This window comes from Cryptosporangium aurantiacum (assembly GCF_900143005.1).
GTDB classification, from domain to species: Bacteria; Actinomycetota; Actinomycetes; order Mycobacteriales; family Cryptosporangiaceae; genus Cryptosporangium; species Cryptosporangium aurantiacum.
In genome coordinates this window covers 54,032-79,922 of sequence record NZ_FRCS01000023.1, presented here as the reverse complement: position 1 = coordinate 79,922, position 25,891 = coordinate 54,032, and the positions used below count along the sequence as shown (strand labels likewise).

Genomic DNA, 25,891 nt, shown 5'->3' with positions numbered 1-25,891 from the left:
GGCGACACTGTACGTCCTGCCCCCGGGCCCGCCGCGACGCGGCGGCACGTTGCCGCAAAACCGTAATGCGCCCGGTCAGCGCCGGGGGAGGTCTCTGAGCGCCAGCGCGGTGCGGAGGAGCGTCTCGTCCTGCTCGTGCGCGGACATCGCGGTCAGCGGACGGTCGGCCGAGTTGACCGCCTGGAACTGTGCGAGATCCGGCAGATGCTCGAACATGCAGGGGCTGACGACGATCGGGATGATCCGGCACCCACCGGATTCGGCGGCACGCAGCAGCGCGGGCAGCTCGATCTCGCTGATGAAGTCCGACGCGAGAAAGTCGCTGCTGACCAGCAGGATCGCGGCGCGCGCCCGGTCGAGCGCGTCGGCGATCTCGTCTCGCCAGCGGTCGCCTGCCCGCAGCCGCCGATCGGACCAGAGATCCAGCGACTGGTCTCGCGTCAGCGGCCGGAGGTGCCGCTCGAGCCGCTCCAACCAGGCGTGGTCGGCGTGGCTGTAGCTGACGAACACCTGGTCCCGGACGCGCGGCCGGCGTTTGCCCGCGACCTCGTAGAGCCGGTCGACCGAGAGGCGGCGGAGGTAGAACAGCAGCTGCGGGTCCTCGGCGACGAGGTAACCGGGCTGCGGCTCGTAGTGCAGGTGTGCGGCGACGTCCGGCTCGGCGTCCGCAAAGCCGTTGGGGTACCGCTCGGCGAGCGCGGCGAAGCCGGGCCAGAGGTCCGGCCCGCCGGAATCCACCCGCACGACGCCGTCCGCACCGGTCCGCCCGCTGTCGCGCAGTGCGGCGAGCAGCGCGACACAACCGGTGCCGGTGGGGCCGTCCAGTGCGGCGAACCGCCGTAGCGCGGGCCCGTACTTGAGCTCACAGGCCCGGACCACCTCGTCCACCGCGAGCCCGACGTCCGCGCTGATCGGCGTGCGCTCGGCCCGCGTGCGTTCGATCCGGTATCCGGCGACCAGCTCCCAGCACAGCATCTGTGCGGTGAGCAGGCTCCCGGCGGCAGCGAGCGCGATCTGCGAGCGATGGGCGAACTCGACGTTGAGCGCGCGTTCGCCCTTGCGGATCATCTCGTCGATCGTGGCGTCGCTGACCGCGGGCAGCCGAAACACGTCGATCCGGGTGGCGAGGTCGTGACCGAGCTCGACCAGGCTCTCGCCGGTGCCGGGGATGCCGATCAGGATCAGCTTGCTATCGGACTCCTCGTCGGCGAGCAGCTTGAGGTAGTCGGCGAGGTCGGTGCGGAGCGGACGCGGCAGCCGGTGGACGTCGTCGACGGCGACGGTGCCGGTGTGCCCGTCGGGTAACCGGGCGATCCGGTCGAGGTCGGCGCGGCGCCGCCCGGAGAGCACGATCGGACGCCGCTCCGGCGCGAGCCGCTCGATCGCGCGGAGCAGCAGCGTGGTCTTGCCGATGCCGGAGGGCCCCTCCAGGACGAGGCCGCGGCCCGGTGCCCGCAACGCCGAGACGAACCGGGCGAAGTTCAGCGGCTCGACGAACGTCAGCGTCGGTGCTCCGCTGCGCTTGAACACGTCGTCCAGCGCGTACTCGTCGGCGAGCGGCGACGCCGTGTGCTCCTGTTCCTGCCAGTCGACCAGCCCGCGGGACTGGACCTCCGTCCACACGATGTCGAACGCGGAGGACGCAGTCCGGCGACGGACGAGCTCCTCGCAGATCAGCCGCACCCCGTCCACGACGCTCTGCACGCCCTCGTCCAGGCTCTCCCAGCGGCTCAGCGCCTTACCACCGCCGCGCGGCAGCGTCGGCGGCTGCCCCAGCGGCAGGTTCTCCCAGTTCACCGGCTCGACCAGCACCGGAACGACGATGGCCAGACCAGCGGCCTGGCGGCGGAGCACCTCGCGGAACTCGTCGGAGTTCAGATACCCGCCGGTTGCGGTCACGTGGCTCAGCATCAGCAGGACGACGTCCGCCTCGGCCGGAGGCGGGTTTTGGGTCCCGCGGTCCACCAGCTCGGCGCGCAGTCCGCGGACCGCCGACTCGACCCGGTCGGTCAGCTCGCCGCCGGCCCCCGCCACCGCGACGCGCAGCGGGCCGGTGCGGCGGTCAGCCACCGGCGCGGGCTGCGCCTCACCGAGCCGGCGGAGCTCGGTTCGTAGCTGTTCGACGGCGGTCAACGGCGATCGGATGAGGCTCAGGTCGAGGTAGGGGTAGTCACGCAGCGGCGGCGGCAACGAGGTCCAGCCGATCTTCACCGGCAACAGCCGGAGGCGTCCCCGGCCGGCCATCGCCTCGGCCACCGGCCAGAGATCGTTGGTCTGCGAGTCGGTGAAGTAGGTGGGGGAGAGCGCCATGATCAGGATCGCGGGCGCGTCGGCTCGGACGGCGTCCAGGCTCGGGTTCAACGCCAGCTCGTTCCGGCCCGAGACGTGTCGCCAGGAGTAACCGAGCTGGTCGAGGACGTCGGTGATCCGGCTGGCCCACACGGCGTCGGCGGCTGCGACGCTGAGGAGGAAGGTGAGCGGCATCAACTCCAGCCTAGTGCGAAAGTGCCACCCGACCTGCAGAAGAACGCGCGTCGGAAGGTTGACGCAAAACGCGTGTCTACTCGCGGGATGCCCTTACACTCGGTCGCCGATCAAGGTCGTGGGAAACGGACGGAGTCAGCACAGTGGGCACGGGCCCGACCGAGCGCGAAATTCCCATCAGTCGTCCACTCCCGGAAACGCCGCGGAAGCCGCCGGGACGGCGGATGAGCTCTATGAAAGTCCGTCTGGGGATGATCGGAGCGCTGTCGCTGACGGTCGCCGCGTGCGGTAGCGACGCCGACGATGACGACGAGGTCACCGCGTACTGCGTGAACCAGAACACTTACCAGTCCGACGGCTCTTACCAGGTCATCGACGACGACTACTGCGACGACGACGGCTACCACGGCAGCCACGGCGGGTACTTCTGGTACTACGGCGGCGCCTACAAGGGCTCGCGCATCTACAAGGGCACCACGGTCAAGCCCAAGGGTGCGCACATCACCACGACCAGCGGCAAGACCCTCCAGCGCGGCGGCTTCGGCAGCCGATCGTCCAGCGGCGGCTGACCGGCCGTGCGCAGAGAGAAGTCCACCCCGCGTTCGGGGTGGGAGCAGAAGATCGAATCCCAGGGTCTGGCGTTCCACCGCACGTCACACCCGGAGCACCTGACCCGTCCCTACTGGGATGAATCGGTTCATTACACGTTCTCGATGGACGAGGTCCTGGCGATCGAGGCGGACGTCGAGACGCTGCACCAGATGTGCCTGGAAGCCGTCGAACACGTGATTACCACCCAGCGTTACGCCGACTTCGGCATCCCGGGCTGGGTCGCCCCGTCGATCGAGGCGTCGTGGCGGCGGCGCGACCCGCACCTGTTCGGGCGCTTCGACCTGCGCTACGACGGGTCCGGTCCGGCGAAGCTGCTGGAGTACAACGCGGACACCCCGACCAGCCTGGTCGAGACGTCGATCATCCAGTGGTACTGGAAAGAGGACGTCTACCCGGACGACGACCAGTGGAACTCGCTGCACGAGCGCCTGGTCGACGGCTGGAAGCGGATCGCGGCCAGGGCACCCTCCGGTCCGATGCACTTCACCTGGACCAACGAGGACGAGTCCGGCGAAGAAGTCATGACGATCGCGTACCTCCAGGAGACCGCCGAGCAGGCCGGCCTGGACGGGATCTCGATCGCGATCGAGGACATCGGCTGGCACTACGGGCTCAAGCGCTTCCTGGACATGGACGAGCGGGTCATCAACACGATCTGCAAGCTCTACCCCTGGGAGTGGGTGGTCGACGACCTGTTCGGCCGCAACGTCATCGACGCGCTGCCGACGATGTCCTGGGTCGAGCCGATCTGGAAGATGCTGCTCTCGAACAAGGCGCTGCTCGCGGTGCTCTGGGAGATGCATCCCAACCACCCGAACTTGCTGCCCGCGTATCTGCGCACCCCGGGTCCGTTGCTGAGCTACATCCAAAAGCCGCTACTCGGACGCGAGGGCGCGAGCATGCAGATCGTGACGCCGTCCGGAACGCAGGCGACGCACGGTCAGTACGGTGCCGAGGGCTTCGTCTACCAGGAGTTCTGGGAGTTGCCGAACTTCGACGGCCAGCGTCCGGTGCTCGGCGCCTGGATCGTCGAGGACGAGGCCGCCGGGTTGGGCATCCGGGAGACCACCGGGCTGATCACCGACGACACTTCCTCGTTCGTTCCCCACCGCATCATCTCGTCGAAATGAGAGGCAGCATGGCCACCGATTTGGCTCTGGACAGCACGTACTGGAACGCGGTCGGTGAAGGAGCCGGCTCGATCGTGGCGTACGCGGCGCTGGGCCTCGTGCTGCTCCTCGTCGGTTACTACGCGATCGACCTGGCGACGCCGGGCCGGCTGTCGGTGATCATCCGGGACGAGCGGAACATCAACGCGACGGTGCTCGCCGCCTGTGGCGTGTTCAGCGTCGCGCTGATCATCGTCGCGGCGATCTGGTCGTCGGGCGGGCGCCTGGTCGAGGGCCTGATCTCGACCGCGGTCTTCGGCCTGATCGGGATCGTGGCGCAGGTCGTCGCTGCGTTCGTGTTCAACATCCTGGCGCGGATCGACGTCCGCCGCCTGGTGCACGACCCGACGGTGTCGCCGGCTGCGGTGCTGCTCGGCGTCACCAACGTCGCTATCGGCCTCGTGACCGCGATGGCCGTAATCTGAGTCCATGGACGGGTACCTGGGTCAGTACGCGAGCCTCGGGCTGCTGCTGATCGTCGGGATCGGGTTCGTCGCGGTGTCGTTCGGTGTGAACCGGCTGCTGGCACCGCACCGGCCCACGGCGGCCAAGCTCAGCACCTACGAGTGCGGCGTCGATCCGGTCGGGGGCGACTGGGCGCAGGCGCAGATCCGGTACTACGTCTACGCGTACCTGTACGTGCTGTTCGCCGTCGAAAGCGTGTTTCTCTTCCCCTGGGCGGTCGTGTTCGACCGCCCAGGGTTCGGCGTCGTGACGCTCGTCGAGATGGGCATCTTCATCGGCTTGCTGGCGCTCGGACTGCTCTACGCCTGGCGCAAGGGCGTCCTACGCTGGACCTGAGGTGACCGCGGCGCGAACCTTCTCGGCCGCGGCCAGCACCGCCGGCGAGGTGCGGAGCGTCGCCAGGTCGTCGGCGGGATCCGACTCGATCGGCAGGTCGAGGATCACCCGCCCCGGGCGCGGGCTCATCACCAGCACCCGGGTCGAGAGCAGCACGGCCTCCTCGACGCTGTGTGTCACGAAGAGGACCGTGCGCTGCTCGGCGGCCCAGATGCTCCGCAACTCACCTTGGAGCTTCTCGCGCGTGAGTGCGTCGAGCGCGCCGAACGGCTCGTCCATGAGCACGGTCGACGGCTCGGTGGCCAGAACCCGGGCGATCTGGCACCGCTGCTGCATCCCGCCGGACAACTCGTACGGGGCGGCGTCCGCAAAATCGCCGAGGCCGACCAGGTCGAGGTACCGACGCGCGGTTTCCCGCCGCGCTTTGCGCGGCACGCGCCGCATCTTAAGGCCGAACTCGACGTTGCCCGCGACCGACAGCCACGGGTACAGGCTCGGCCGTTGAAAGACGACGCCACGCTCCGGCGCCGGCCCGGTGACCTGCTCACCGTCGATCTCCACCGAGCCGGTAGAGGCGCGCACGAAGCCCGCCACGATCCGGAGCAGCGTGGTCTTGCCGCAGCCGGAGGCGCCGACCACCGACACGAACTCACCCGGCTGGACCGTCAGGTCGGTGCGGCCGAGCGCCTGCACGGCGCCGCTCCGGCCCTCGTAGACGTGCTCGACCTCGGCGAGCTTGATACGCGGCTCGGTCACCTCACTCCTTCGGGACCGACTTGGCGAACGTGGCGTCGACGGCGTCCTGGTAGGCGCTCTCCTCGCGGACGGTCGTGATCTGGCCGACCTCCTTGTTGAACTCCGCGGTGGCGAACAGGTTGTCGGGCAGGCCACCGGACAGGTAGGTGTTGCCGGTCTGCTCGGCGGCGGAGACGAAGATCAGGTCGTCCATCTGCGCCTTGGCCTCGGCCGCGGAGATCGAGAGCTCGGCCGCGATCGCCTCGGACGCCGCGGTCGGGTCGTCCCTGATCAGCTTGACGGCCTTGTCCTGCTGGGTGACCCAGGTCGTCACCGCGTCCGGGTACTTCTCCGCGAACTCGTCGGTGACCACGCCGAGGTCGTAGGTGGTCTTGCCCTCCTTGGCCAGCTCGGCGCTGGTGACCAGCGTCTTGCCGCCGTCGGCGACGAGCTTGGCCAGCACCGGGTTCCAGACGTAGGCGCCGTCGATGTCACCGCGCTTCCAGGCGGCGAGGATCGCGTCCGGCTCGGAGTCGATGACCTTGACCGACTTGGAGTCCAGGCCGGCTTTTTGGAGTGCGGCGAGGAGGCTGTAGTGCGACGTGGAGGCGAACGGCGTCGCGATCGTCTTGCCCTTGAGGGACTTGACGTCGGTGACGCCACCCTTGACGACGAGCGCCTCGGCCTCGCCGATCACGTCGAAGATCCACGGCACCCGATACTTGATCCCGGACGAGATCCCGCGCGACGCCGGGCTCGAGCCGACCAGGCCGATGTCGACCGAACCGGCCTGGATCGCCTCGTTCACCGAACCGCCGGAGTCGAACAGCTTCCACTCGATCGTGGTGTCGGAGCCGAACGCGTCCTCCAGCCACTTGTTGTGCTTGACGATCAGGTCGCCGTTCGGGATCTGCTGGTAGCCGATGACGATCTTGCTCGGCTTGCCACCGGCGGCCGCGGTGTCTTCGTCGTCACCGCCGCACGCAGCGGCGGTGAGCACCAGCGCGGCAGCCGCCGCTGCCGCGAGAAATCTACGCATCCTGGGTTTCCTTCTGCTGGGGATTTTTGAACAGGGTTCTGGGGGCGTCAGGTGCGGCCGGACCAGGGGACCAGGGCGCGTTCGAGCAGGCGCAGGATCGCGTCCAGGGCGAGCGCGGTGAGGCCGATCGTGATCACGCAGACGATCGCGACGTCGGTCAGCAGCTCCTTCTTGGTGGCCCAGGCCAGGCCGCCGATACCGGGGATGCCGTTCGACGTCTCGGCGGCGACGATCGTCGTCCAGGCGAAACCCATCGCGATCCGGATGCCGGTCAGCACGTCCGGGATCGTCGAGGGAAGCACCGTGTGCAGCACGAGCTGGAGACGGCCCGCGCCCAGCGATCGCGCCGACTCCAGGTACTCACCAGGAATCCGGCGCACGCCGGCGAGCGTCGCCAGCGTGATCGGCGGGAACGAAGCGATGAACAGCAGCCAGACCTTCGAGCTGTCCTCGATGCCGAACCAGATGATCAGCAGGCTGAAGTACGCCAGCGGCGGCAGCGCGCGGAGGAAGTCGACGTACGGCTCGACGACGACCCGGATCGGCGGAACCGTCGCCAGGACGACGCCCAGCGGGACACCGAAGAGGATCGCCCAGAACAGCCCACGGAGGATGCGCCAGAGGCTGGCCCAGAGGTGCTCCCAGAGGTAATAGCCCTGGTAGCCGGGCATGCCGTTGTGCGAGGTCACCGAGTAGACGAATGCGTCCCACACCCGGCCGGGGGACGGCAGGAAGATCGGGTCCCAGACCTCGGCGGCGGCCACGGCCCACCAGACCGCGAGCAGCACGACGATCGACAGCAGGACCGAGAGCGGCCGCTTCCAGGGGCGTGGCCGGCGGGCCTGCCGGGGCGCCACGGTGACCGGCTCGTCCAGTACGGCCACGAATAACCTCCACCCGATAAGGCCTAGCTGAGCGATAGGCATAGTGCCTGGTCGTGGCCTCGCGCGGAAATGGCGATCCCACATCGCGGTACGGATGTCGTCTACCTCGCAGCCGGGCCGCCGCGCAGGCAGTCAACTAGCGTGTAACAGATGGAGAGCCGAAAGCTGGGACGAACCGGGCGAGATGTCAGCGTCGTGGGGCTGGGCTGCTGGCAGCTGGGCGCCGACTGGGGCGACGTCGACGAGCAGGACGCCATCGGGGTCCTCGCCGCCGCGGCGGACGCCGGGGTGACGTTCTTCGACACCGCGGACGTCTACGGGGACGGCCGGAGCGAGCGGCTGATCCGGTCGTACTTCGAGACCGGAGCGGCGGTGCCGGGCATCACGGTGGCTACCAAGGCCGGACGCCGGGCCGACCCGTTCGTCCCGGAGCAGTACACCGAGGCCAACCTGCGCGCCTGGATCGACCGGTCGCGGCGGAACCTCGGCGTCGACACGCTCGACCTCGTGCAGCTGCACTGCCCGCCGACGCCGATCTACTCCGACGACCGGGTGTTCGCCGTGCTGGACGCGCTGGTGGCGGAGAAAGCGATCGCCGCGTACGGGGTGAGCGTCGAAACCGTTGACGAGGCGCTCACCGCGATCGCCCGGCCCGGCGTGGCCACCGTCCAGATCATCCTCAACGCGTTCCGCCTCAAGCCGCTGGAGCGCGTGCTCCCCGCGGCGGCCGAGGCCGGCGTCGGGATCATCGCGCGGGTTCCCCTCGCGAGCGGGTTGCTGTCCGGCAAGTACGACGAGCAGACGACGTTCGCCGCGAACGACCACCGCAACTTCAACCGCCACGGCGAGTCGTTCGACGTCGGGGAGACGTTCTCCGGCGTGCCGTACGAGGTGGGGCTGGCGGCGGTGCGCGAGCTGCGCGGCGTGGCGCCGGAGGGTTGGAGCACCGCTCAGCTCGCGCTGCGCTGGATCATCGACCAGCCGCAGGTGAGCACCGTGATCCCGGGAGCGCGCACCCCTGCGCAGGCGCGGGACAACGCCGCCGTGGGGGAGCTCCCGGCGCTGCCGGCCGAGGCGCACTCCGCGGTCGCCGAGGTCTACGAGCGGTTGATCCGGCCGCACGTCCACGACCGCTGGTAGGGCATAGGCTTCGGGGCGTGGCCACTGACCTGCCCATGCCGGCCCCTCGGGGCGCGGGGCCGACGCTGCCCGACCCGATCAAGTTCGTGCTGAACTGGGGCCGGAAGTACTCGCTCTGGGTGTTCAACTTCGGCCTGGCCTGCTGCGCCATCGAGTTCATCGCGACGTCGATGGCGCGGCACGACTTCATCCGATTCGGCGTCATCCCGTTCGCGAACGGGCCGCGTCAGGCCGATCTGATGGTCGTCTCGGGAACCGTCACCGACAAGATGGCGCCGGCCGTCCGGCGGCTCTACGACCAGATGCCGGAGCCGAAGTACGTCATCTCGTTCGGTTCGTGCGCGAACTGCGGCGGGCCGTACTGGGACTCGTACTGCGTCACGAAGGGCGTCGACCAGATCATCCCGGTCGACGTCTACGTGCCGGGGTGCCCGCCGCGGCCGGAGGCGCTGCTGCAGGGGATCCTGCGGCTGCAGCAGAAGATCGCGGACGAGACGGTGTCGCTGCGCGGCGGCGCGCGCCCCGGCCCGGCGCCGACCGCCGCCGCCCTGACCGCACCCCCGGTCCGCCCCTGACCGTGTCAGACGGCGAGCGCGGGCTCGGGGGCTGGTGCGGCTTCGCGGGCGTCCAGCGCGCGGGACGCGAACGTGAGCGCTAGCGCGCCGAGCAGCAGTGCCACGCCGACCCAGACCGGTGCCCGATACCCGAAACCGGCTGAGATCGCGGCGCCGCCGATCCACGGCCCGATCGTGTTGCCCACGTTGAACGCCGACGTGTTCACCGCGCTGGCCAGCGTCGGCGCCTTCGCCGAGAGCTGGAACACCCGGCCGTTGAGCGCGGCCGCCGCCGAGTAGCCGGTGACCCCCATCGCGAACAGCAGCACGACCGCCGCCACCGCGGATCCGGCGAACGTGCCGAGCGCGGCCATCACGACCACCAGCGCGCCGAACGAGACGTGCAGGTTGGTGAGCATGCCGCGGTCGGCGACGCGGGCGCCGATCACGTTGCCCAGGAACGCGCCGACCCCGAACAGCAGCAGGATCGCCGGTACCGCCGACTCCGGCAGGTCCGCGACGTCGGTGATCAGCGGTGCCGCGTAACTGAACGCCCCGAAGATCGCGCCGCCGTAGAGCACCGTGGTCGCCAGCGCGACCCAGAGCCGTCCGTTCCGGAACGTCCGCAGTTCGTCGCGCAGCCGGGGCGGCTGCTCGGTCCGTCCGCCGGCCGGGACGAGCGCGACCACGCCGACCAGCGAGATCGCCGCGACGATCGCGACCGCCCAGAACGTGGCCCGCCACCCGAGCGACTGCCCGATCCAGGTGCCGGCCGGTACGCCCAGCACGTTCGCGATCGTCAAACCGCCGAGCAGGACGGCGAGCGCGCGGGCGGTCCGCTCCGGCGGCACCGCCCGGACCGCGGTCACCGAGGCCACGCCCCAGAACGCGCCGGTCGCCACGGCCGTCACCACCCGCGCGACCAGCAGCACACCGTAGTTCGGTGCGAGCGCCCCCAGGGCTTGGCCGGCGATGAACAGGACCAGCGCCCCGATCAGCGTCGTCTTGCGCGGGAGACGCAGGCTGGCCGCGGTGAGCGCCGGAGCCCCGATCACCATGCCGATCGCGAACGCGGAGATCAGGCCTCCGACGGCCGGGACGCTCACGTCCAGGTCGTCGGCGATCAGCGGGAGCAACCCCGCGATCATGAACTCGGTGGTGCCCAGCCCGAAGATGCTGAGTCCCAACACGTAGACGACGACCGGCACGACGGTCCCTTCTGTTCTAGAACGATCAGTTCAAAATTCGCCCCGTCCGGCGCCGACGCGTGGCGAGGCCGGTCACTCAAGCGCGGAGTGCCGCGCAGGTCACCTCCACCACGTCGGTCAGCAGGTCGCGCGGGGCCGCTGCCCGGCCCTGAACACGGAGCCCGCTGATCGAGCCGTGGACAAAACGCGCCAGCGCGGTGGCGCTCTGGCGGGTCGTGATCGATCCGTCGGCCTGGCCGCACGCGATCGTGGTCGTCAGCCGGCCCACGAACGCGTCCATCAACCGGCGGACGGTCTCCTTGGTCGCGGCGTCCTGCGGGGCCCGTTCCACGGCCGTCCGGGTGACCAGGCAGCCGGTGGAGTTCGGGCGGGCCTCGTCCTCCAGCGTGGCCAGCAGCAGCGCGTGGACCCGCTGGTAACCGGTGCCGGGCCCGTCGAGCAGGGCGGCGTGGTCGAGCGACTGCAGTTCGGCGAACCGGTCGAGGCACTGCGAGTAGAGCGCGTCCTTGCTCTCGAACGCGTTGTAGAGGCTCGACCGCCCCAGGCCGGTGGTGTCGCAGAGATCTTGCGCCGAGGTCGCCTCGTAACCACGCGCGGAGAACGCCTGCATGGCGGCGTCGATCGCTTCGCTCGGGTCGAAGCCCTTGGGGCGTGGCACGGCGTGACCGTAGCCGGTTTCGTAACGACCGGTCCAATTCATTTCGAGTCGCTGACCGACTGCTGACCGTTACCGTTGGTCGGTGCGGAGCCGGTCGTTACCTCGCATCGTGGTGCTGGGCGCCGGAGCGTCCGGTCTCACCACGGCGCTGTGCCTGGTCGAGGCAGGCGTACCGGTCCGGCTGGTCGCCGATCGTCCACCCGCTCGGACGACGTCCGCGGTGGCCGGCGCGCTGTGGGGCCCGTACGTGGTCGACGACGAGCGCGTGGTCGGGTGGGGCTTCTACTCGCTGACGATGTTCCGTGCACTGGCCGCCGATGCCCGCTCCGGCGTGCGGCTCGCGCGAGGGCTGGAGGCCGCCGCGACGTACGAGGCGCCGCCGTCCTGGGTGCGCGCGATGGAGGACTTCGCGTTCGTGGCGCGCGTCCAGCTGCCGCCGGGGTTCGTGTCGGGCTGGCAGTACACGGCGCCGCTCATCGACATGCCGGTCTACCTGGGATATCTCGGCGAACGGCTGGCCGGGTACGGCGTCCGGATGGAACTGATCGAGCCGGTGGGGTCGCTGGACGCGGTGGCCGGCCTCGGGGACGTCGTCGTGAACTGCGCGGGGCTCGGCGCGCGGGAGCTCGTGCCGGATCCGGAGCTCTATCCGGTCCAGGGCCAGCTCGTCGTGGTCGAGAACCCGGGGGTCGAGGAGTTCTTCTCCGACTACCCGGAGTCGGAGACGCCGACGTACGTCCTGCCGCAGGGCGACAAGGTCGTGCTGGGCGGGTCGATCCGGCAGAACATCGAGTCCGCCGAACCGGATCCGGCGATCGGCGCGGAGATCCGGGCCCGGTGTGCGGCGGTGGTGCCGTCGCTGGCCACGGCTCGGGTCGTCGCGCACCGCGTCGGGTTGCGTCCGGTCCGGCCGCGCGTCCGCCTGGAGCGAGTCGTCCACAAGGGCGCGACGATCGTGCACAACTACGGTCACGGGGGGTCGGGGATCACGGTCTCCTGGGGGTGCGCGGCCGAGGTGCGAGATCTCCTGGGGTGAGGCCACCGGGTAAGCCGTGCTGAGCGGGGCCGAAGCCCTACGATCGGGGATCATGACCGCGGAGGAGATCGGGGCACGGCTAACCGAGGCGCTCGGCGTCGGCGAGGCCTCGGTGTCCGCGGGCGGACGCCACGGACGCGCCTGCGTCGACGTGCCGCCGGACGCCTGGGTGAACGCGGCCCGGACCGCGCGGGACTCCCTCGATCTGGTGTTCTTCGATTGGCTGACCGGCGTCGACGAGGGTGAGCAGGGGTTCGCGGTCGTCGTCCACCTGTGGTCGCCCGCCGAGCGGTACGGCCTGCTGCTGCGGACCGTCGTGCCGCGTACGGAGCCGACGCTGCCGACGCTGACCGGCGTGTTCCCGGGCGCCTCCTGGCCGGAGCGGGAGACCGCGGAGATGTTCGGGCTGACGTTCGCCGGGCACCCGAACCCGGTGCCGCTGCTGCTGCCGGACGAGTTCGAGGGCCACCCGCTGCGGAAGGACTTCGTTCTCGCCGCCCGGGTCGCCAAGGCGTGGCCCGGCGCGAAGGAACCGGGGGAGAGCGACGCCGGTGGGCCCGGCCGCCGCCGGAACCGCCCGCCCGGCGTGCCCGACCCGAACGAGTGGGGCCCCGAAGCCGGGACGCTCCCGCCCGAACCCGTCGGCCGTCCCGCCCGCGGCGACCGCCCACCCCGAACCCCCCGCGCCACGCCCGGGGAGCGCCCCGCGCGGGCGGCGCGGGGCCGGGCGGAGAAGGCGCCGGAGGGCGCTGCGGATGAGCGTCCGAATGAGGAACCGAAAGCCGACGACGGCGGGAGCGCCTGATGCCGACGTGGCTGGAAGTCCTGCTGCGGGTCCTGGCCGCGCTCGGGGCGTTCCTGACGCTGCCGCTGCTCGTCGGGCAGCTCGAGCACAAGGCGATGGCGCACATGCAGGGCCGGCTGGGCCCGATGTACGCGGGGGCGTTCCACGGCTGGGCGCAGCTGATCGCCGACGGCGTGAAGTTCGTCCAGAAGGAAGAGATCGTCCCGGCGAACGCCGACCGGCCGGTGTTCCGGCTGGCCCCAGCGGTGAGCCTGCTCCCGTACCTGTTCGTCTTCCTCGTGCTGCCGCTCGGCCCGAACGGCCTGGTCGCCCAGCCGCTGGAGATCGGATTGTTCCTGGTGCTGGCGGTGGTCGGCGTCGGGGTGGTCGGCGTGCTGATGGCCGCCTGGGCGTCGGCGAACAAGTACGCGCTGCTCGGCGGCGTCCGCGGGGCCGCCCAGCTGCTCGGCTACGAGCTGCCGTTCGTGCTGTCGGCCGCCAGCGTCGCGATGGCCGCCGGGACGCTGAGCCTGCCCGGCATCGTGGACGCCTGGAACCCGTGGTGGCTGCTCTGGCAGGCGCCCGCCGCGTTCGTGTTCTTCGTCGCCGGGCTGGCCGAGATCCGGCGTCCGCCGTTCGACATGCCGATCGCGGAGTCCGAGCTGGTCGCCGGCTACTTCACCGAGTACACCGGCCTGCGGTTCGCGTTCTTCCTGCTGGCTGAGTACGCCGGGATCGTGGTCATCTCCGGCCTCACCACCGTGCTGTTCCTCGGCGGCTGGCGCGGTCCGTTCGACGACGCGCACTTCGGCTGGCTCTGGACGCTGCTCAAGGTGTTCGCGGTCGCGTTCGTCGTGATCTGGGTCCGGGTGTCGTTCCCGCGGCTGCGTGAGGACCAGCTGCAGCGGTTCTGCTGGCTCGTGCTGGTGCCGCTCGCGCTGGCCCAGCTCGCGCTCACCGCCGTGGTCAGGGTCGCGCTCTAGCCGGACTGTGCCATCGTGTCCTGGTGATGTTACGGCGGTCGGTCGCGATCGGAGCAGCGATCGTGGTCGCGGCCCTGCTGGCGCTCTACCTCCGAGCCGGCGTCCCGATCCGGCGTGGGCACGTGGCGGTCCCGCCTGTGGAGGCGGCTCCGGCCGACGTTCTGCGTGCCTACCTCAACGCCGTGGGCGCGAACGACAAGGCGGCGCAGCGGGCGCTGTGGGCGGCCGGGCGTCACCCGGGCCTCAACTCCGACAACGTGTGGGCGGTCACCGGTGTGCGAGTCCACCGGCAGGACGCGTACACGCCGATCCCGGACGACCCCGACGAGCTGTCGGCCTACCGCGACGTCGTTCGGGTCCTGATGAGCTTTAAGGTGCGCTTCTGGCCGGTGCGCGACAACCCGCAGCAGCCAACCTCGACCTTCTACCTGGTGGTGCGTAATGGTGACCGCGAACCGTGGCGAATCTGGGGTACCGGTGCGTACGTCTAGTCCGCGCCGCAAGACGCTTCGGTGGGTGCTGCTCGTAGTCCCGGTCTTACTGCTGCTCTTCGGACTGCTGGCCGGGTATCTGCACTTCGGCGTCCCGATCGAGCGGAGCCGCGTCGCGGTTCCGGCCGCCGACGCCGAACCGCCGCGCGTCCTGCAGGCGTACCTCGACGCGCTGGCCGCGAACGACGTCTCCACGCAGAAGGCCCTGTGGGTGCCCGGACGGTGGCCGGACCAGTACGCGAACCGGCTCCGGACGGTCGCCGCGATCGACGTCGGCAGCTTCGTCAGTCACCCGAAGCCGAAGCCGGGGGAGGACGTCGGGGCCGACAAGGGTCTGTCGGCATACGACGAGCGCGCACAGGTGGGCGCGCAGTACAGCCTCGTCTACTGGCCGCTGATGGGCGGGGACGACAAGGATTCCGGCCGGGTGACCGCGGAGAGCTTCCTGCTCGTCCGGGCCGACTCGAAGGATCCCTGGCGGATCTGGGCGCTCGGCTTCTACGGGTGATTCCTGGCCGGTGCGCTTTGCCGGTGCGTCCGGAACGGGCAGGATGCCCCCATGGGCGTTCCGGGTGCGGGTCTCGCGAAAGGTCTGGCGGTGACGCTGCGGGTGCTGTCCCGCCGCGCGCACACCCGGCAGTATCCGGACGTCAAGCCTGACCTGCCCCCGCGCAGCCGCGGTGTGATCGCGCTGCTCGAGGAGAACTGCACGGTCTGCATGCTGTGCGCCCGGGAGTGCCCGGACTGGTGCATCTACATCGATAGTCACAAAGAAACGGTGGAGACGCCCGGAGCGGCGCGGGCCCGGCAGCGCAACATGCTCGACCGGTTCGCGATCGACTTCTCGCTCTGCATGTGGTGCGGGATCTGCATCGAGGTCTGTCCGTTCGACGCGCTCTACTGGTCGCCGGAGTTCGAGTTCGCGGAGTACGACATCCGCGACCTGCTGCACGAGTCCGATCGCCTCCGGGAGTGGATGTGGACGGTGCCGCCCCCACCCGCCCACGACCCGCTCGGCGAACCGGCCAAGGAGGTCGTCGCGGCGGACCGCGCGCTGGCCGCGCAGCGGGCCGCCGATGCGGCGCGCGACGAGGCGACGGAGATCCGCGAGGAGACCGGAACCGGCGAGACGTCACTGTGAGCGTTTTGGCCATCGGGATGTCGGTGGTGACTGGCAGGATGCCCGCGTGACCGTGACCGACATCCTGATCGCCGCCCTGGGCGTGGTGGTCGTCAGCGCGGCGCTCGCGGTCGTCACGACGGCCCACGTCGTGCGGGCCGGGCTCTGGCTGGTCGTCGCGCTGGGCGGGTTGGCAGGCGTCTTCCTGGTGCTCACCGCCGAGCTCGTGGCCTGGGTGCAGATGCTGGTGTACGTCGGTGCGGTGGTCGTGCTGCTGCTGTTCGCGGTCATGCTCACCCGGGCGCCGATCGGCGCGAGCCCCGATCTGGACCGCGCGCGCTGGCCCGCGATCGGCGTCGGCGTCGGCTCCGCCGCCGCGTTGGTCGTGTTGCTGGTCCACGCTTACCGCTGGTCCCACGTCGATCTGGACGACGTCCCGGAGGGCACCGCCGAGCAGGTGGGCACCGAGATCTTCCGGCAGTGGGTGCTGCCGTTCGAGGTGCTCTCGGTGTTGCTGTTGGCCGCGCTGGTGGGCGCGATCGTCGTGTCGTCGCGGCGCTCCGGTTCTGCGGGGGGCCGCTGATGCATCCCGTGGTGCCGTACGTCCTCGCGGCAGTGCTGTTCGGCATCGGTCTCTACGGCGTGCTCGTCCGCCGGAACCTGCTGCTGGTGCTGATGGCGGTCGAGCTGATGCTCAATGCCGTCAACCTGATCCTGGTGACCGCCGACGTCTCGACCGTGGGCGTCCCGCGCTCCGGCAGCGTGTTCGCGCTGTTCGTGATCGTGCTGGCCGCGGCTGAGGTCGGCGTCGGACTGGCGTTGATCCTGCAGCTCTACCGCCTGCGGCAGACGGTAGCCGTGGACCGGGTCGACACCGGCGAGGCGGAGCCGGGAGGCGACCGGTGAACACGAACGTAGCCCTCGCCGCCGCGCTCCCGGCGCTGCCCGGCGCGGCGGGTCTGGCCGGTCTGCTGCTCCGCCCCGCGAATCGCCGCTGGGCCGCCGCCCTAGGAGTCACCACCGTAGCGGCGGCCCTGGTCGCCGCCGTCGCACTCTGGCTGCGGCTGGCGACCGACAACACGATGCCGCGCCGCTACGCCGACTACCTCCCCAGCGGCTTCGCCCAGGAGGTCGACGCCGCGACCCGCCTCGCCGACTTCGGCCCGCTGAACGTGCTGCTCGCGGTCCGGGTCGACACCGAGGCGGCGGTCGTCGCGGTGATGGTCTGCCTGGTCGCGCTCGCGGTGCAGGTGTACTCGATCGCCTACCTCCGGGACGACGATCGTTACGGCCCCTACGCGGCCCAGGTCTCGCTGTTCACCGCCGCGATGCTGCTGGTCGTGGTCAGCGGCGACCTCTTCCTGCTGCTGATCGGCTGGGAAGTGATGGGCCTCTGCTCGTACCTGCTGATCGGCCACGATCGCAGCCTGCCCGAAGCGCCGGGCGCCGCCGTGAAGGCGTTCCTCGTCACCCGGGTCGGTGACGTCGGGTTCCTGCTCGGCGTTGTCGTGCTCGGCGTGGACGCGGGCTCGTTCCGGATCGCCGACATCCTGGCCGCCGACCTCAGCGACGGGACGCTGCTCGCCGCGTGTTTGCTCCTGCTGGCCGGGGTGGCGGGCAAGTCGGCGCAGTTTCCGCTGCACACCTGGCTGCCCGACGCGATGGCGGGCCCGACGCCGATCAGCGCGCTGATCCACGCGGCGACGATGGTCGCGGCCGGTGTGTACGTGGTGTTCCGGCTGTTCCCGCTGTATACGCGCGCACCGGACGCGCTGGCGGTGCTCGGCGTGGTGGCGGCCGTGACGATGCTGCTCGCCGCGTGTGCCGCGCTGGCCCAGGACGACCTCAAGCGGGTGCTGGCGTGGTCGACGGTCAGCCAGCTCGCGTACATGACCGGTGCGCTCGCGGTCGGCAACGACGGTGCCGCGCTGCAACATCTGCTCACCCACGCGGGTTTCAAGGCGCTGCTGTTCCTCGCGGCGGGTGCGGTGATCCACGCGGTCGCGTCGAACCTGATGTCGGGGATGGGCGGGCTGCGCCGCACGATGCCGGTGACGTTCTGGACGACGACGATCGGTCTGGCCGCGCTGGCCGGCCTCCCGCCGTTCTCCGGCTTCTGGACGAAGGAGTACGTGCTGGGCGCCGCCGAGGAGGCCGCCGCAGGGCACGCCGTGGTGGCGTCCTGGGTCGGGTGGGTGGTGCTCATCGCCGGTCTCGTCACCACCGCACTCACCGGGGCGTACGCCGCCCGCCTCTGGCTGCGGACGTTCTTCGGCAGTTACCGCGGCACCGCGACCCCGCACGACCCGCCGGCGCTGATGCGCTGGCCGGTGGTGTTGCTCGCGGTGCCTGCCGCGTTCGGCGGTGCGGTGGTGCTGTGGTCCGTCGACTCCGGCGTGGGTTGGTTCGCCTACGCGCCTTCCGACGGGCACGCCGAGGTCGAGCCCGTCAGCTCGTTCGAACTGCACCCGTCGCTCGCCCTCGCCGCGACCGCGCTCGCGCTGCTCGGTGCCGGCGTGATGTGGTGGCGGTGGCGCCGGGACCCGGTGTTGGACGGCCCGCGGATCTTCGCGGACGCGTTCGGTATCGACGCCGTCCAGCGAGCGCTGGTGGTGCGACCGGTACGGACGCTGGCCCGGTTCGCGCGGGTCGGTGACGCCCGTGCGGTCGGCGGTACGGCCACCGGCACCGGCCGTGGTGCGATCCGTCTCGGCCGGACGCTGGCCGGGGCCCACGCGCGTGGCCTCGGCGGTTACGTGACGACCGCGCTGGCCGGTGGAGCCCTGCTCGCGGTCCTGGCGGCGATCGGAGTGCTGCGGTGAGCGCGGCCCTGGTGGCGGTGCTGGTGCTGCCTGCGCTGGGTGCGGTCGCGCTGGCGTTCTGGCCGGCGGCGGCCGAGCGGGCGGCGCGGTGGTTCGCCGTGGTGCTCTCCGGTGCGGTGTTCACGTTGACGCTGGTGTTGCTGGGGGCGCGCCACGACGGCCCGGATCCGTGGACCGAGGTCGACGCGCGCTGGATCCCGAGCCTGGACGTGCGCTTGCACCTCGGCGTGGACGGGATCTCCTGGCCGCTGATCGCGCTGACCGGCCTGATCTTCCTGCTGTGCGCCCTCTACTCGCTCCGGCACGTGCCGAACCCCGGAAATCCGCGTCGACTCCTCGCCCTGATGCTGGCGCTGGAGTGCGGTGTATTCGGCGCATTCATGGCGCTGGATGCCGTCGTGTTCTTTGTATTCTTCGAGGTCACGCTGCTGCCGATGTTCGCGGTGATCGCGATCTGGGGCGGCGCGGGTCGGCGGTCGGCGGCGCGGCAGTTCCTGCTCTACACGCTGTTCGGCTCGGTGCTGCTGCTGGTGGGCGTCATCGCGGCCACGATCGGCCGGGGTACCGCGGATCTGGTCGCCTGGTCCCGCGACGCCTCCACGATGTCCGAGCGCGGCCAGATCGCGGTGTTCGTCGTGCTGCTGATCGCGTTCGCGGTGAAGAGCCCGCTCTGGCCGCTGCACAGCTGGCTGCCCGACGCGCACACCGAGGCGCCGACCGTCGGCTCGGTCATCCTGGCCGCCGTCCTTCTGAAGATGGGCACGTACGGCCTGATCCGCGTCGGGCTGCCCGCTGCGCCCGAGGGAGCGCGAGCGGTCGCGCCGGTGCTCGGCGTGCTGGCGGTGGCGGCGATCGTCGTCGCCGGGCTGGTGTGCCTGGCGCTGGGTGAGCTCAAGCGGCTGATCGCGTACTCGTCGGTCGGTCACATGGGGTTCGTCCTGCTCGGCATCGCCACGCTCGGCACGCCGGGCCTCCAGGCGGCGCTGTTCGGCAACATCGCGCACGGCGTCCTCACCGGGCTGTTGTTCTTCCTCGTGGGGGCGGTCAAGGATCGCTACGGCACGGGCGACCTCGACCGGCTCGGCGGGATCGCGACCGTCCATCCCACGCTCGCCGGTCTGCTCGGCTTCGCCGCCGTCGGCAGCCTCGGGCTGCCCGGGCTGGCCGGGTTCTGGGGTGAGGCGTTCGCGGTCGTCGGCGCCTTCGGTGGGTCGGCCTTCTTCAAGGTCCTCGGCGTCGTGGCCGCGCTGGGTGCGGCCCTAGCCGCCGCGTACTTCCTCCGTCTTCTCCGGCGGACGACGGTCGGCCCGACGGGGTCCGCGGTGGTGGCCGGTACACCCCGGTTGGACGCCGTCGAGCTGGCCGCCTGGGCGCCGCTGGTCGTGCTGGCGCTGGTCCTCGGGTTGGCGCCGGATCTGCTGTTGTCGTTGACCGTGGCACCGGTCGAGGCGCTGGTGGCGGTGGTGAACCCGTGACCGTCCAAAGTGTCGACCATGCCGCGCTGGCGCCGGTCTACGCGGTGATAGCCGCGGCGGTGCTGGCCCTGCTCGTCGACCTCGTGCTAAGCGGTCCGGAGCGGGGCCCGGGCACGGGCAAGCGCTGGGCCGGGCCCGTGCTGCTCGGAGTCGGGGCGCTCGGGCCGGTGACGGCGGTGGTGTCCGCGCTCGTCGTCGGCTCGGACCGGCGGGGCACGTTCTGCACACCGAGCGGCGTGCTGCCGGGCGACGTCCGGGTGGGGCCGTCGTGCTCGTTCGTCGTCGACGCGGCATCGGTGTCGGTGACGGTGCTCGGGTGCTCGCTGGCGCTGGTGGTGCTCGCGCTGTCCGTTCCGATCGTTCGGAGTGCGGTGGTGCCGGCCGGGGAGTACGTCTTCCTGCTGCTCTGCTCGCTGGTCGGCCTGGTCGTGCTCGGGTCGGCCCGTGACCTGCTGACGCTGCTCATCGCGATCGAGACGCTGACGCTGCCGGTCTACGTCCTGGTCGGCCTGGTGCGGCGCGGGGGATCGGAGCCGGGTGACCCCGCGTCGGCGGAGGCCGCGGTCACGTTCTTCGTGACGTCGGTCGTCGCGACGACGCTGACGCTGCTCGGCATCGCGTTGCTGTACGGCGTGGTCGGCGCGGTGCACCTGGACCGGGTGGCGGCGGCGCTGGCCGCCCGGCCGGACGCCCGCGAACTGCCGCTGGTCGGTGTCGCGGTGCTGCTCGTCCTCGCCGGGCTGCTGTTCAAGCTCGCGGCGGTGCCGTTCCACGCCTGGGCGCCCGCGACCTACGACGGGGCGCCGCTGCCGGTCGCCGCGTGGCTAGCCACCGGGTCGAAGCTCGGCGGTGCGGTCGCGGTCGTGGTCACGGTCGGGGTCGCGCTGCGGCCGGTGCTCGACGTCCTCGCGCCGGTGCTGGCGGTCGTGGCGGTGGTCACGATGACGGTCGGCAACCTGGTGGCGCTGCGGCAGCGCCGGTTGGTGCGGTTGCTGGCCTGGTCAGCGGTGGCGCAGACCGGTTACCTGCTGGCACCGCTAGCCACCCTCACCACCGCACGGGGGGACGACCTCCGGAACGCGATCGCCGGTGTCGCCGCGTTCACCGCGCTGTACCTGGTGGTCAGCGTCGGCACGTTCGCCGCGGTCGTGGCGCTGCGCGGCGCGGGTGCGGGCGGGACGCTCGACGACCTGGCCGGTGCCGCGCGGCGGGCGCCGTGGGCTACCGCGGCGTTCGTGCTCGGGATGGCCGGGCTCGCCGGGCTGCCGCCGGGGCTCGCGGGGTTGTTCGCCAAGGTGGTGGTCGTGAAGGCCGCGCTGGACGGGTCGGCGGGGTGGCTGGCCGTGGTGATCGGTCTCAACGCGGTGATCGGCCTCGCCTTCTACGCCCGCGCCGGTGCCGCCTGCTTCGCGCCGCCGCGGCCCTCCGAGCCCGCGCCGCCGCGGCCCTCCGAGCCCGCGCTGCAGGCGTCCGAGCCGGCCGGGGGTGCGGTGACCGGCGCGGAAATCGCCGCGCGTCGAGCGTCCGCATCATGGGCAGTGGGTGCCGCGGTCGTGCTGACGGCAACGGCGGGCGTGGTGCTCGGCGCGTGGCCGCAGTGGGTGTTCGACGCTGCCGAATCGGTGGCCAGAGCACTCGAGTGACTGACGGTACGCGGGTGTGAGCTGGGTTAACGGCGGGAACGTCCGGGCTGTACGTCGCGTTCTACCGATTGCCGGAGCATTTGCGCTCCGTGCTCACCGCCTGGAGTCTGTGTTCAATGCCTGGAGGAAGGGTGCATCACCACTTCAACGGGCTGAAGACTGCGCTACTGCTCGGAGTGCTCAGCGGTTCGATCCTGGCCGCCGGGTACTGGCTCGGCGGGTCGACCGGCCTGGTACTCGCTGCGGTCCTCGCGATCGGGATGAACGGGTTCAGCTACTTCTACTCGGACAAGCTGGCCCTCCGCTCGATGCGCGCGTACCCGGTGAGCGAGGTCGACCAGCCCGGGCTGTACGCGATGGTTCGCGAACTCGCGACCCTCGCCGGTCAGCCGATGCCGAGGCTCTACGTCAGCCCGACCAACCAACCCAACGCGTTCGCCACCGGACGCAACCCGCGGAACGCGGCGGTCGCGGTGACCGACGGGATCATGCAGATCCTCACCCCGCGCGAGCTGCGGGCCGTGATCGGGCACGAGCTGTCACACGTCTACAACCGGGACATCCTGATCTCGTCGGTGGCCGGGGCGCTCGCGTCGATGATCACGGTGGTCGCGAACCTCGCGTTCTTCCTGCCGCTCGGGGACGACGAGGACTCGCCGAACCCGGTCGTGGTGCTGCTGACGCTGATCCTCGGTCCGATCGCGGCGTCGCTGATCCAGTTGGCGATCAGCCGGAGCCGCGAGTACGAGGCCGACGCCGACGGTGCGAAGCTGTCGGGCGATCCGTTGGCGCTGGCCAGCGCGCTGCGAAAGATTCACATGGGGACGCAGGCGCTGCCGTTGCCGCAGGAGTCGCGGCTGCTGTCGTCGAGCCACCTGATGATCGACAACCCGTTCCGCAAGAGCGGCGTGGCGACCCTGTTCAGCACCCACCCGCCCATGGAACAGCGCGTCCAACGCCTAGAAGACATGGCCCGCTACATGCCCGGGGCGGCCCGCTGACGGCAACGTGCCCGCCCGATTCTCAGCGGGCCGCCTTCCGGCGGGCGCGATACGCGCTGACGGTGGTTCGCGAGGCGCAGGTTTCGGAGCAGTAGCGGCGGGAGCGGTTGCGGGACGTGTCGACGAACACGTCGGCGCAGTCGGCCGCCGCGCAGATGCCGATCCGCTCGCGTCCGTGCCGGACGATCAGGTTCGCCATCGCCATCGACACCGTTGCGCCGAGTTGCTCCACCACCGGCGCGTCGTCGTCGGAGTAGTGCAGGTGCATCCGGCCGTCGTGGTTCGTGGCCCGCGGCACCGGCTTGCACCGCTGGAGTAACGCGTCGAGCCGCTCCACCGACTCGGCGTCGGAACTCGCCCCGGCCACGTCTCGCAGCGAGCGCGACAACGCGGAGATCTCCACCACGTCGACGTCGCTCAGCGGCACCGCCGCCAGCTCGCTGAACCAATCGAGGTGCGTGGCCACGAACGTCTCGCAGGCCTCGCGCAGCCCCTCACCAGCGACATCACGCGCCGGGACGAGGTTGGCGAGGTCGACCGCCAACTGCACGGCGTCCGCGTTGTAAGTGTCGTATTCCATTTGGCCACCTACCGCATCCAGAGGTAGTCTCGTCTCCAGTGTAGGGGTCTAACTGTGTTATGCCCATAACACTTCGAGTCACAACGTCGTGTGAAAGCAGGTTCGACGCACCATGCGCCGCTATGCAGAACTCTGGCGCCTGCCGTCGGCCCCGCTGCTGATCGTCGCCGGAATCGTCGGCCGGTTACCGGGAGGCATCGCGCCGTTGGCGCTGCTCCTGTTCGTGGCCGATCGCACCGGCTCGTACGGAGTCGGTGGGATCGCGGTCGGCATCTACGGACTGGCCACGGCCGCCGTAGCCCCGTTGCTGGGACGGGTGGCCGACCGACGAGGCTTCACCGCGGTGCTGGTCGGCACCGGCGTGGGATACCCGGTGGCCATCGGCGTGCTCGTGACCACCGCACTAGCCGGCGCGCCGGTCGTCCTGATCTTCCTGGCCGCAGCCTTCGCCGGCTCGCTGGTGCCGCTGCTCAGCTCCTCGCTGCGCGCGATCTGGACCGACCTGGCTGACTCCGCTGACCTGGCTGACTCCGCTGACCGGGCTGACTCCGCTGACCGGGTCGGCTCCGCCAACGTCGAATCCACCCGGCAGACCGCGTTCGCGCTGGACGCGATCGCGCTCGAGGTCGTCTGGATGACCGGTCCGGTGCTGGTGGCGGTCGCGGTCGCGACGACGTCGGCGACCTGGGGCCCGGTCATCGCGCTGGGCGGGGCCGCAACGGCCGCGCTGGTCGGTTCGCTGGCCGTCGCGGTGAGCAGGCCGAGCCGCCGCTGGCGACCCCGTCCGGTCGAGGCGGGTACGGTCCGGCGGAACCCGCTGCGTGCCCGGGGTATGGCTCCGGCGCTGGTCGCCGCGTTCGCGCTGCTGTTCGGCACCGGCGCGATCGAGGCCGCGATGGCGGCGTTCGCCGACGCGGAGGGCAAGCCCGCGCTGTCCGGCGTCCTGCTGTCGGTGTGGAGCGTGGGCAGCGCGATCGGCGGTCTCTGGTTCGGCGCCCAGCGGTTCGCGATGCCGGTCGTCCGCCAGTACCGGTGGACGCTGGCCGCGTGCGCGCTCGGGTTCGCGCCGCTCGCGTTCCTGGGCAACGCGTGGCTGATCGGCATCGTGCTGTTCCTCGGTGGCACCGCGTTCGCCCCGGCGATCACCGTCCAGAACTCGCTGGTGGCTGAGCTCGCGCCGCGCGGGACCCTCACCGAGTCGTTCACCTGGCTGACGACCGTGACCTACGCGGCGGTCGCCGCGGGCACCGCGATCGGCGGCGTGCTCGTCGACCGGCCCGGCGGCGTCACCGCCGCCCTTCTCCTCGCCGCAGCCGCTGCGGTGCTCGCCTGGTCGATCGCGGCGTGGCCCGGCACCAGCCTGCAGACCAAGAAACTTTCGGAGGCATCCTCATGAGCACGGGACTACGGCGGTACGCCGAGGTGTGGCGGCTGCCCGGGGCCCGCACGCTGCTGATCGGCAGCATCCTGGGGCGGCTCCCGATCGGGATGGCGCCGCTGCTGCTGGTGCTGCTGGTCGAGGGGTCCACCGGCTCGTACGCGGACGCCGGTATCGCGAGCGCCGCGTACGCGGTCGCCAACGCGATCGTCGGGCCCGTGCTCGGCCGGATCGCGGACCGGCTGCGTCCCGCGCCGGTGCTGCTCGGGACCGCGCTCGCGTGGCCGATCGCCGCGGTCGGCGTGCTGGCCGCGACCGCGGTGGACGCGCCCGCGCCGGTGCTGTGGGCAGCGTCCGCGTTGCTCGGCGCATGTCTGCCGCCGCTCACCGCGACCGTGCGGAGCGTCTGGGCCGAGCTGACGTCGGGCCCGGCGACGAGCCGGCTGCGGGAGTCCGCGCTGGCGCTGGAGACCACCGCGTTCGAGCTGGTGTTCGTGCTCGGCCCGATGGTCGTCGGTGCGCTGGCCGTGGTGACCGAGCCGACCGTCTCGCTGGTGGTCGCCGCGGTACTGGCGCTGGGTGGAACGCTCGCGGTGGCGTCCGGGCGGGCGACGCGCGGGTGGCGTCCGGAGCCGGGACGTCCGGCTGCCCGCGGGCTCGGCCCGGCAGTCGCGTTCGGGATGCCGCTGCTGCTCGCGGTCTCGTCGGGGCTGGCGTTCGCGTTCGGCATCGTCGGGGTCGCGATCCCGGCCTTCGCCGCGGAGCGTTCCGGCGGGGACGCCGACGGGCTGGCTGGCTTGCTGCTCGGTCTCTGGGGCGTCGGCAGCGTGACCGGTGGGCTCTGGTATGGGACGCGACAGTTCCGGCGGTCGCTGCCCACGCAGTGGGCGGTGTCGCTCGGCGCGGTCGCGGCCGGCCTGGCGACGCTGGCGCTGGTTCCGTCGGCGGGGGTGATGGCGGTCGCGCTGCTGGTCGGCGGCCTGACCCTGGCGCCGGCGCTGACGGTGGAGAACGCGCTGGTGTCGCGAATCGCTCCGGCCGGCATGGTGAACGAGGCCTACACCTGGGTCGCGACCGTGGTGTTCGCCACGTCGGCCGCGGGCGCTGCGGTGGCCGGCGTGCTGGTGGAGCAGGAGTCCGGCGTGGCGATCGCGTTCACGTTGGCGGCGCTGACCACCGGTGCCGGCGCGGTCGCCGCCGCGGTACCGCGCACCGCGCTGCGTCGCGTCATCACCCGCACCACCTGACGCTGCACGATCAAATCCGCCTTCACTCAATGTCGTGGAGGCGGATT

At 71.1% G+C, this 25,891-nt stretch carries 27 protein-coding genes; 20 read left to right on the top strand and 7 right to left on the bottom strand.

Annotated elements, in window-relative coordinates; translation table 11 throughout:
- Positions 1-75: 75 nt before the first annotated feature.
- The gene (locus BUB75_RS39880) at positions 76-2,484 is read right to left on the bottom strand and encodes a TIR domain-containing protein (RefSeq protein ID WP_073265276.1); all 2,409 of its coding nucleotides are present in this window, start codon (positions 2,482-2,484) and stop codon (positions 76-78) included.
- Positions 2,485-2,717: 233 nt separating this feature from the next.
- Between BUB75_RS39880 and BUB75_RS39875 the strand changes: the two genes are divergently transcribed.
- Genes BUB75_RS39875 through BUB75_RS39860 form a run of 4 tightly spaced genes read left to right on the top strand, consistent with a single transcriptional unit; the run spans position 2,718 to position 5,066 of the window.
- Positions 2,718-3,053: a hypothetical protein gene (locus tag BUB75_RS39875; protein WP_218618056.1), complete on the top strand. Its 336-nt coding sequence runs from the start codon at positions 2,718-2,720 to the stop codon at positions 3,051-3,053.
- A gap of 6 nt (positions 3,054-3,059) precedes the next feature.
- Positions 3,060-4,226: a glutathionylspermidine synthase family protein gene (locus BUB75_RS39870; RefSeq protein WP_073265272.1), complete on the top strand. Its 1,167-nt coding sequence runs from the start codon at positions 3,060-3,062 to the stop codon at positions 4,224-4,226.
- 8 nt (positions 4,227-4,234) lie between these two features.
- Entirely contained in the window at positions 4,235-4,690 is a 456-nt protein-coding gene (locus BUB75_RS39865; RefSeq protein ID WP_073265270.1) for a DUF350 domain-containing protein, read from the top strand.
- Between the two features lie 4 nt (positions 4,691-4,694).
- Positions 4,695-5,066, top strand: a complete 372-nt coding sequence (locus BUB75_RS39860) for an NADH-quinone oxidoreductase subunit A (RefSeq protein ID WP_073265268.1) — start codon at positions 4,695-4,697, stop codon at positions 5,064-5,066.
- Here BUB75_RS39860 and BUB75_RS39855 read toward each other — a convergent pair.
- From BUB75_RS39855 to BUB75_RS39845, 3 genes are read right to left on the bottom strand one after another with little or no spacing between them, the layout of a single operon-like run.
- Entirely contained in the window at positions 5,052-5,822 is a 771-nt protein-coding gene (locus BUB75_RS39855) for an ABC transporter ATP-binding protein (RefSeq protein ID WP_073265266.1), read from the bottom strand. The two genes, BUB75_RS39860 and BUB75_RS39855, sit on opposite strands and share 15 nt — an antisense overlap.
- 1 nt (position 5,823) lies before the next feature.
- Positions 5,824-6,840 (bottom strand): taurine ABC transporter substrate-binding protein, encoded by a 1,017-nt coding sequence (locus tag BUB75_RS39850; protein ID WP_073265264.1) that lies wholly within the window; start codon positions 6,838-6,840, stop codon positions 5,824-5,826.
- A gap of 47 nt (positions 6,841-6,887) precedes the next feature.
- Complete coding sequence (locus tag BUB75_RS39845; protein ID WP_218618055.1) at positions 6,888-7,724, bottom strand: ABC transporter permease; 837 nt, start codon at positions 7,722-7,724, stop codon at positions 6,888-6,890.
- A 150-nt stretch (positions 7,725-7,874) separates the two neighbouring features.
- On the opposite strand from BUB75_RS39845, the gene BUB75_RS39840 reads away from it, so the two are divergent.
- Together BUB75_RS39840 and BUB75_RS39835 are read left to right on the top strand one after the other, a co-directional pair.
- The gene (locus tag BUB75_RS39840; protein WP_073265262.1) at positions 7,875-8,864 is read left to right on the top strand and encodes an aldo/keto reductase; all 990 of its coding nucleotides are present in this window, start codon (positions 7,875-7,877) and stop codon (positions 8,862-8,864) included.
- 35 nt (positions 8,865-8,899) lie between these two features.
- Positions 8,900-9,439, top strand: coding sequence for an NADH-quinone oxidoreductase subunit B (locus BUB75_RS39835; RefSeq protein WP_073265260.1), 540 nt, complete (start codon positions 8,900-8,902; stop codon positions 9,437-9,439).
- Between the two features lie 5 nt (positions 9,440-9,444).
- On the opposite strand, the gene BUB75_RS39830 is transcribed toward BUB75_RS39835, so the two are convergent.
- Complete coding sequence (locus BUB75_RS39830; RefSeq protein WP_073265258.1) at positions 9,445-10,626, bottom strand: Cmx/CmrA family chloramphenicol efflux MFS transporter; 1,182 nt, start codon at positions 10,624-10,626, stop codon at positions 9,445-9,447.
- A 76-nt stretch (positions 10,627-10,702) separates the two neighbouring features.
- Entirely contained in the window at positions 10,703-11,284 is a 582-nt protein-coding gene (locus BUB75_RS39825) for a TetR/AcrR family transcriptional regulator (protein ID WP_073265310.1), read from the bottom strand.
- A gap of 82 nt (positions 11,285-11,366) precedes the next feature.
- Between BUB75_RS39825 and BUB75_RS39820 the strand changes: the two genes are divergently transcribed.
- From BUB75_RS39820 to htpX, 12 genes are all read left to right on the top strand, one after another.
- Positions 11,367-12,320 carry an FAD-dependent oxidoreductase gene (locus BUB75_RS39820; RefSeq protein ID WP_073265256.1) on the top strand — a complete coding sequence of 318 codons (954 nt, stop codon included), beginning with the start codon at positions 11,367-11,369 and terminating at the stop codon, positions 12,318-12,320.
- Positions 12,321-12,372: 52 nt separating this feature from the next.
- On the top strand, positions 12,373-13,125 hold the full coding sequence (locus tag BUB75_RS39815; protein ID WP_073265254.1) for an NADH-quinone oxidoreductase subunit C: 753 nt from the start codon (positions 12,373-12,375) through the stop codon (positions 13,123-13,125).
- Positions 13,125-14,087 carry an NADH-quinone oxidoreductase subunit NuoH gene (nuoH, locus tag BUB75_RS39810; RefSeq protein WP_073265252.1) on the top strand — a complete coding sequence of 321 codons (963 nt, stop codon included), beginning with the start codon at positions 13,125-13,127 and terminating at the stop codon, positions 14,085-14,087. Before BUB75_RS39815 ends, nuoH begins: the two co-directional genes overlap by 1 nt.
- A 23-nt stretch (positions 14,088-14,110) precedes the next feature.
- On the top strand, positions 14,111-14,578 hold the full coding sequence (locus tag BUB75_RS39805) for a hypothetical protein (RefSeq protein WP_143175712.1): 468 nt from the start codon (positions 14,111-14,113) through the stop codon (positions 14,576-14,578).
- Between the two features lie 25 nt (positions 14,579-14,603).
- Positions 14,604-15,086, top strand: a complete 483-nt coding sequence (locus tag BUB75_RS39800; protein ID WP_073265248.1) for a hypothetical protein — start codon at positions 14,604-14,606, stop codon at positions 15,084-15,086.
- Positions 15,087-15,137: 51 nt separating this feature from the next.
- A complete protein-coding gene (locus BUB75_RS39795; RefSeq protein WP_073265245.1) occupies positions 15,138-15,719 on the top strand; it encodes a NuoI/complex I 23 kDa subunit family protein in 582 nt (193 codons plus the stop codon).
- A gap of 46 nt (positions 15,720-15,765) precedes the next feature.
- Complete coding sequence (locus BUB75_RS39790; RefSeq protein ID WP_073265243.1) at positions 15,766-16,281, top strand: NADH-quinone oxidoreductase subunit J family protein; 516 nt, start codon at positions 15,766-15,768, stop codon at positions 16,279-16,281.
- Positions 16,281-16,604, top strand: a complete 324-nt coding sequence (gene nuoK, locus BUB75_RS39785; protein ID WP_073265241.1) for an NADH-quinone oxidoreductase subunit NuoK — start codon at positions 16,281-16,283, stop codon at positions 16,602-16,604. The genes BUB75_RS39790 and nuoK overlap by 1 nt, the downstream gene beginning before the upstream one ends.
- Positions 16,601-18,520, top strand: coding sequence for an NADH-quinone oxidoreductase subunit 5 family protein (locus BUB75_RS39780; protein ID WP_073265239.1), 1,920 nt, complete (start codon positions 16,601-16,603; stop codon positions 18,518-18,520). The genes nuoK and BUB75_RS39780 overlap by 4 nt, the downstream gene beginning before the upstream one ends.
- Entirely contained in the window at positions 18,517-19,995 is a 1,479-nt protein-coding gene (locus BUB75_RS39775; RefSeq protein WP_073265237.1) for a complex I subunit 4 family protein, read from the top strand. Before BUB75_RS39780 ends, BUB75_RS39775 begins: the two co-directional genes overlap by 4 nt.
- Positions 19,992-21,638, top strand: coding sequence for an NADH-quinone oxidoreductase subunit N (locus BUB75_RS39770; RefSeq protein WP_073265235.1), 1,647 nt, complete (start codon positions 19,992-19,994; stop codon positions 21,636-21,638). The genes BUB75_RS39775 and BUB75_RS39770 overlap by 4 nt, the downstream gene beginning before the upstream one ends.
- 116 nt (positions 21,639-21,754) lie before the next feature.
- Positions 21,755-22,639, top strand: a complete 885-nt coding sequence (htpX, locus tag BUB75_RS39765) for a zinc metalloprotease HtpX (protein ID WP_073265233.1) — start codon at positions 21,755-21,757, stop codon at positions 22,637-22,639.
- Positions 22,640-22,661: 22 nt separating this feature from the next.
- On the opposite strand, the gene BUB75_RS39760 is transcribed toward htpX, so the two are convergent.
- Positions 22,662-23,219, bottom strand: coding sequence for a CGNR zinc finger domain-containing protein (locus BUB75_RS39760; RefSeq protein ID WP_073265231.1), 558 nt, complete (start codon positions 23,217-23,219; stop codon positions 22,662-22,664).
- A 112-nt stretch (positions 23,220-23,331) separates the two neighbouring features.
- On the opposite strand from BUB75_RS39760, the gene BUB75_RS39755 reads away from it, so the two are divergent.
- On the top strand, positions 23,332-24,615 hold the full coding sequence (locus tag BUB75_RS39755; RefSeq protein ID WP_073265229.1) for an MFS transporter: 1,284 nt from the start codon (positions 23,332-23,334) through the stop codon (positions 24,613-24,615).
- Positions 24,612-25,844 carry an MFS transporter gene (locus BUB75_RS39750; RefSeq protein WP_073265227.1) on the top strand — a complete coding sequence of 411 codons (1,233 nt, stop codon included), beginning with the start codon at positions 24,612-24,614 and terminating at the stop codon, positions 25,842-25,844. Before BUB75_RS39755 ends, BUB75_RS39750 begins: the two co-directional genes overlap by 4 nt.
- The last annotated feature ends 47 nt before the right edge of the window (positions 25,845-25,891 follow it).

Bases quoted from the DNA above. Each gene is read 5' to 3' on its own strand.
- BUB75_RS39880 (WP_073265276.1), bottom strand. From the start codon at position 2,484: ATGCCGCTCACCTTCCTCCTCAGCGTCGCAGCCGCCGACGCCGTGTGG.
- BUB75_RS39875 (WP_218618056.1), top strand. From the start codon at position 2,718: ATGAAAGTCCGTCTGGGGATGATCGGAGCGCTGTCGCTGACGGTCGCC.
- BUB75_RS39865 (WP_073265270.1), top strand. From the start codon at position 4,235: ATGGCCACCGATTTGGCTCTGGACAGCACGTACTGGAACGCGGTCGGT.
- BUB75_RS39860 (WP_073265268.1), top strand. From the start codon at position 4,695: ATGGACGGGTACCTGGGTCAGTACGCGAGCCTCGGGCTGCTGCTGATC.
- BUB75_RS39850 (WP_073265264.1), bottom strand. From the start codon at position 6,840: ATGCGTAGATTTCTCGCGGCAGCGGCGGCTGCCGCGCTGGTGCTCACC.
- BUB75_RS39840 (WP_073265262.1), top strand. From the start codon at position 7,875: ATGGAGAGCCGAAAGCTGGGACGAACCGGGCGAGATGTCAGCGTCGTG.
- BUB75_RS39835 (WP_073265260.1), top strand. From the start codon at position 8,900: ATGCCGGCCCCTCGGGGCGCGGGGCCGACGCTGCCCGACCCGATCAAG.
- BUB75_RS39815 (WP_073265254.1), top strand. From the start codon at position 12,373: ATGACCGCGGAGGAGATCGGGGCACGGCTAACCGAGGCGCTCGGCGTC.
- nuoH (WP_073265252.1), top strand. From the start codon at position 13,125: ATGCCGACGTGGCTGGAAGTCCTGCTGCGGGTCCTGGCCGCGCTCGGG.
- BUB75_RS39795 (WP_073265245.1), top strand. From the start codon at position 15,138: ATGGGCGTTCCGGGTGCGGGTCTCGCGAAAGGTCTGGCGGTGACGCTG.
- nuoK (WP_073265241.1), top strand. From the start codon at position 16,281: ATGCATCCCGTGGTGCCGTACGTCCTCGCGGCAGTGCTGTTCGGCATC.
- htpX (WP_073265233.1), top strand. From the start codon at position 21,755: ATGCCTGGAGGAAGGGTGCATCACCACTTCAACGGGCTGAAGACTGCG.
- BUB75_RS39760 (WP_073265231.1), bottom strand. From the start codon at position 23,219: ATGGAATACGACACTTACAACGCGGACGCCGTGCAGTTGGCGGTCGAC.
- BUB75_RS39755 (WP_073265229.1), top strand. From the start codon at position 23,332: ATGCGCCGCTATGCAGAACTCTGGCGCCTGCCGTCGGCCCCGCTGCTG.
- BUB75_RS39750 (WP_073265227.1), top strand. From the start codon at position 24,612: ATGAGCACGGGACTACGGCGGTACGCCGAGGTGTGGCGGCTGCCCGGG.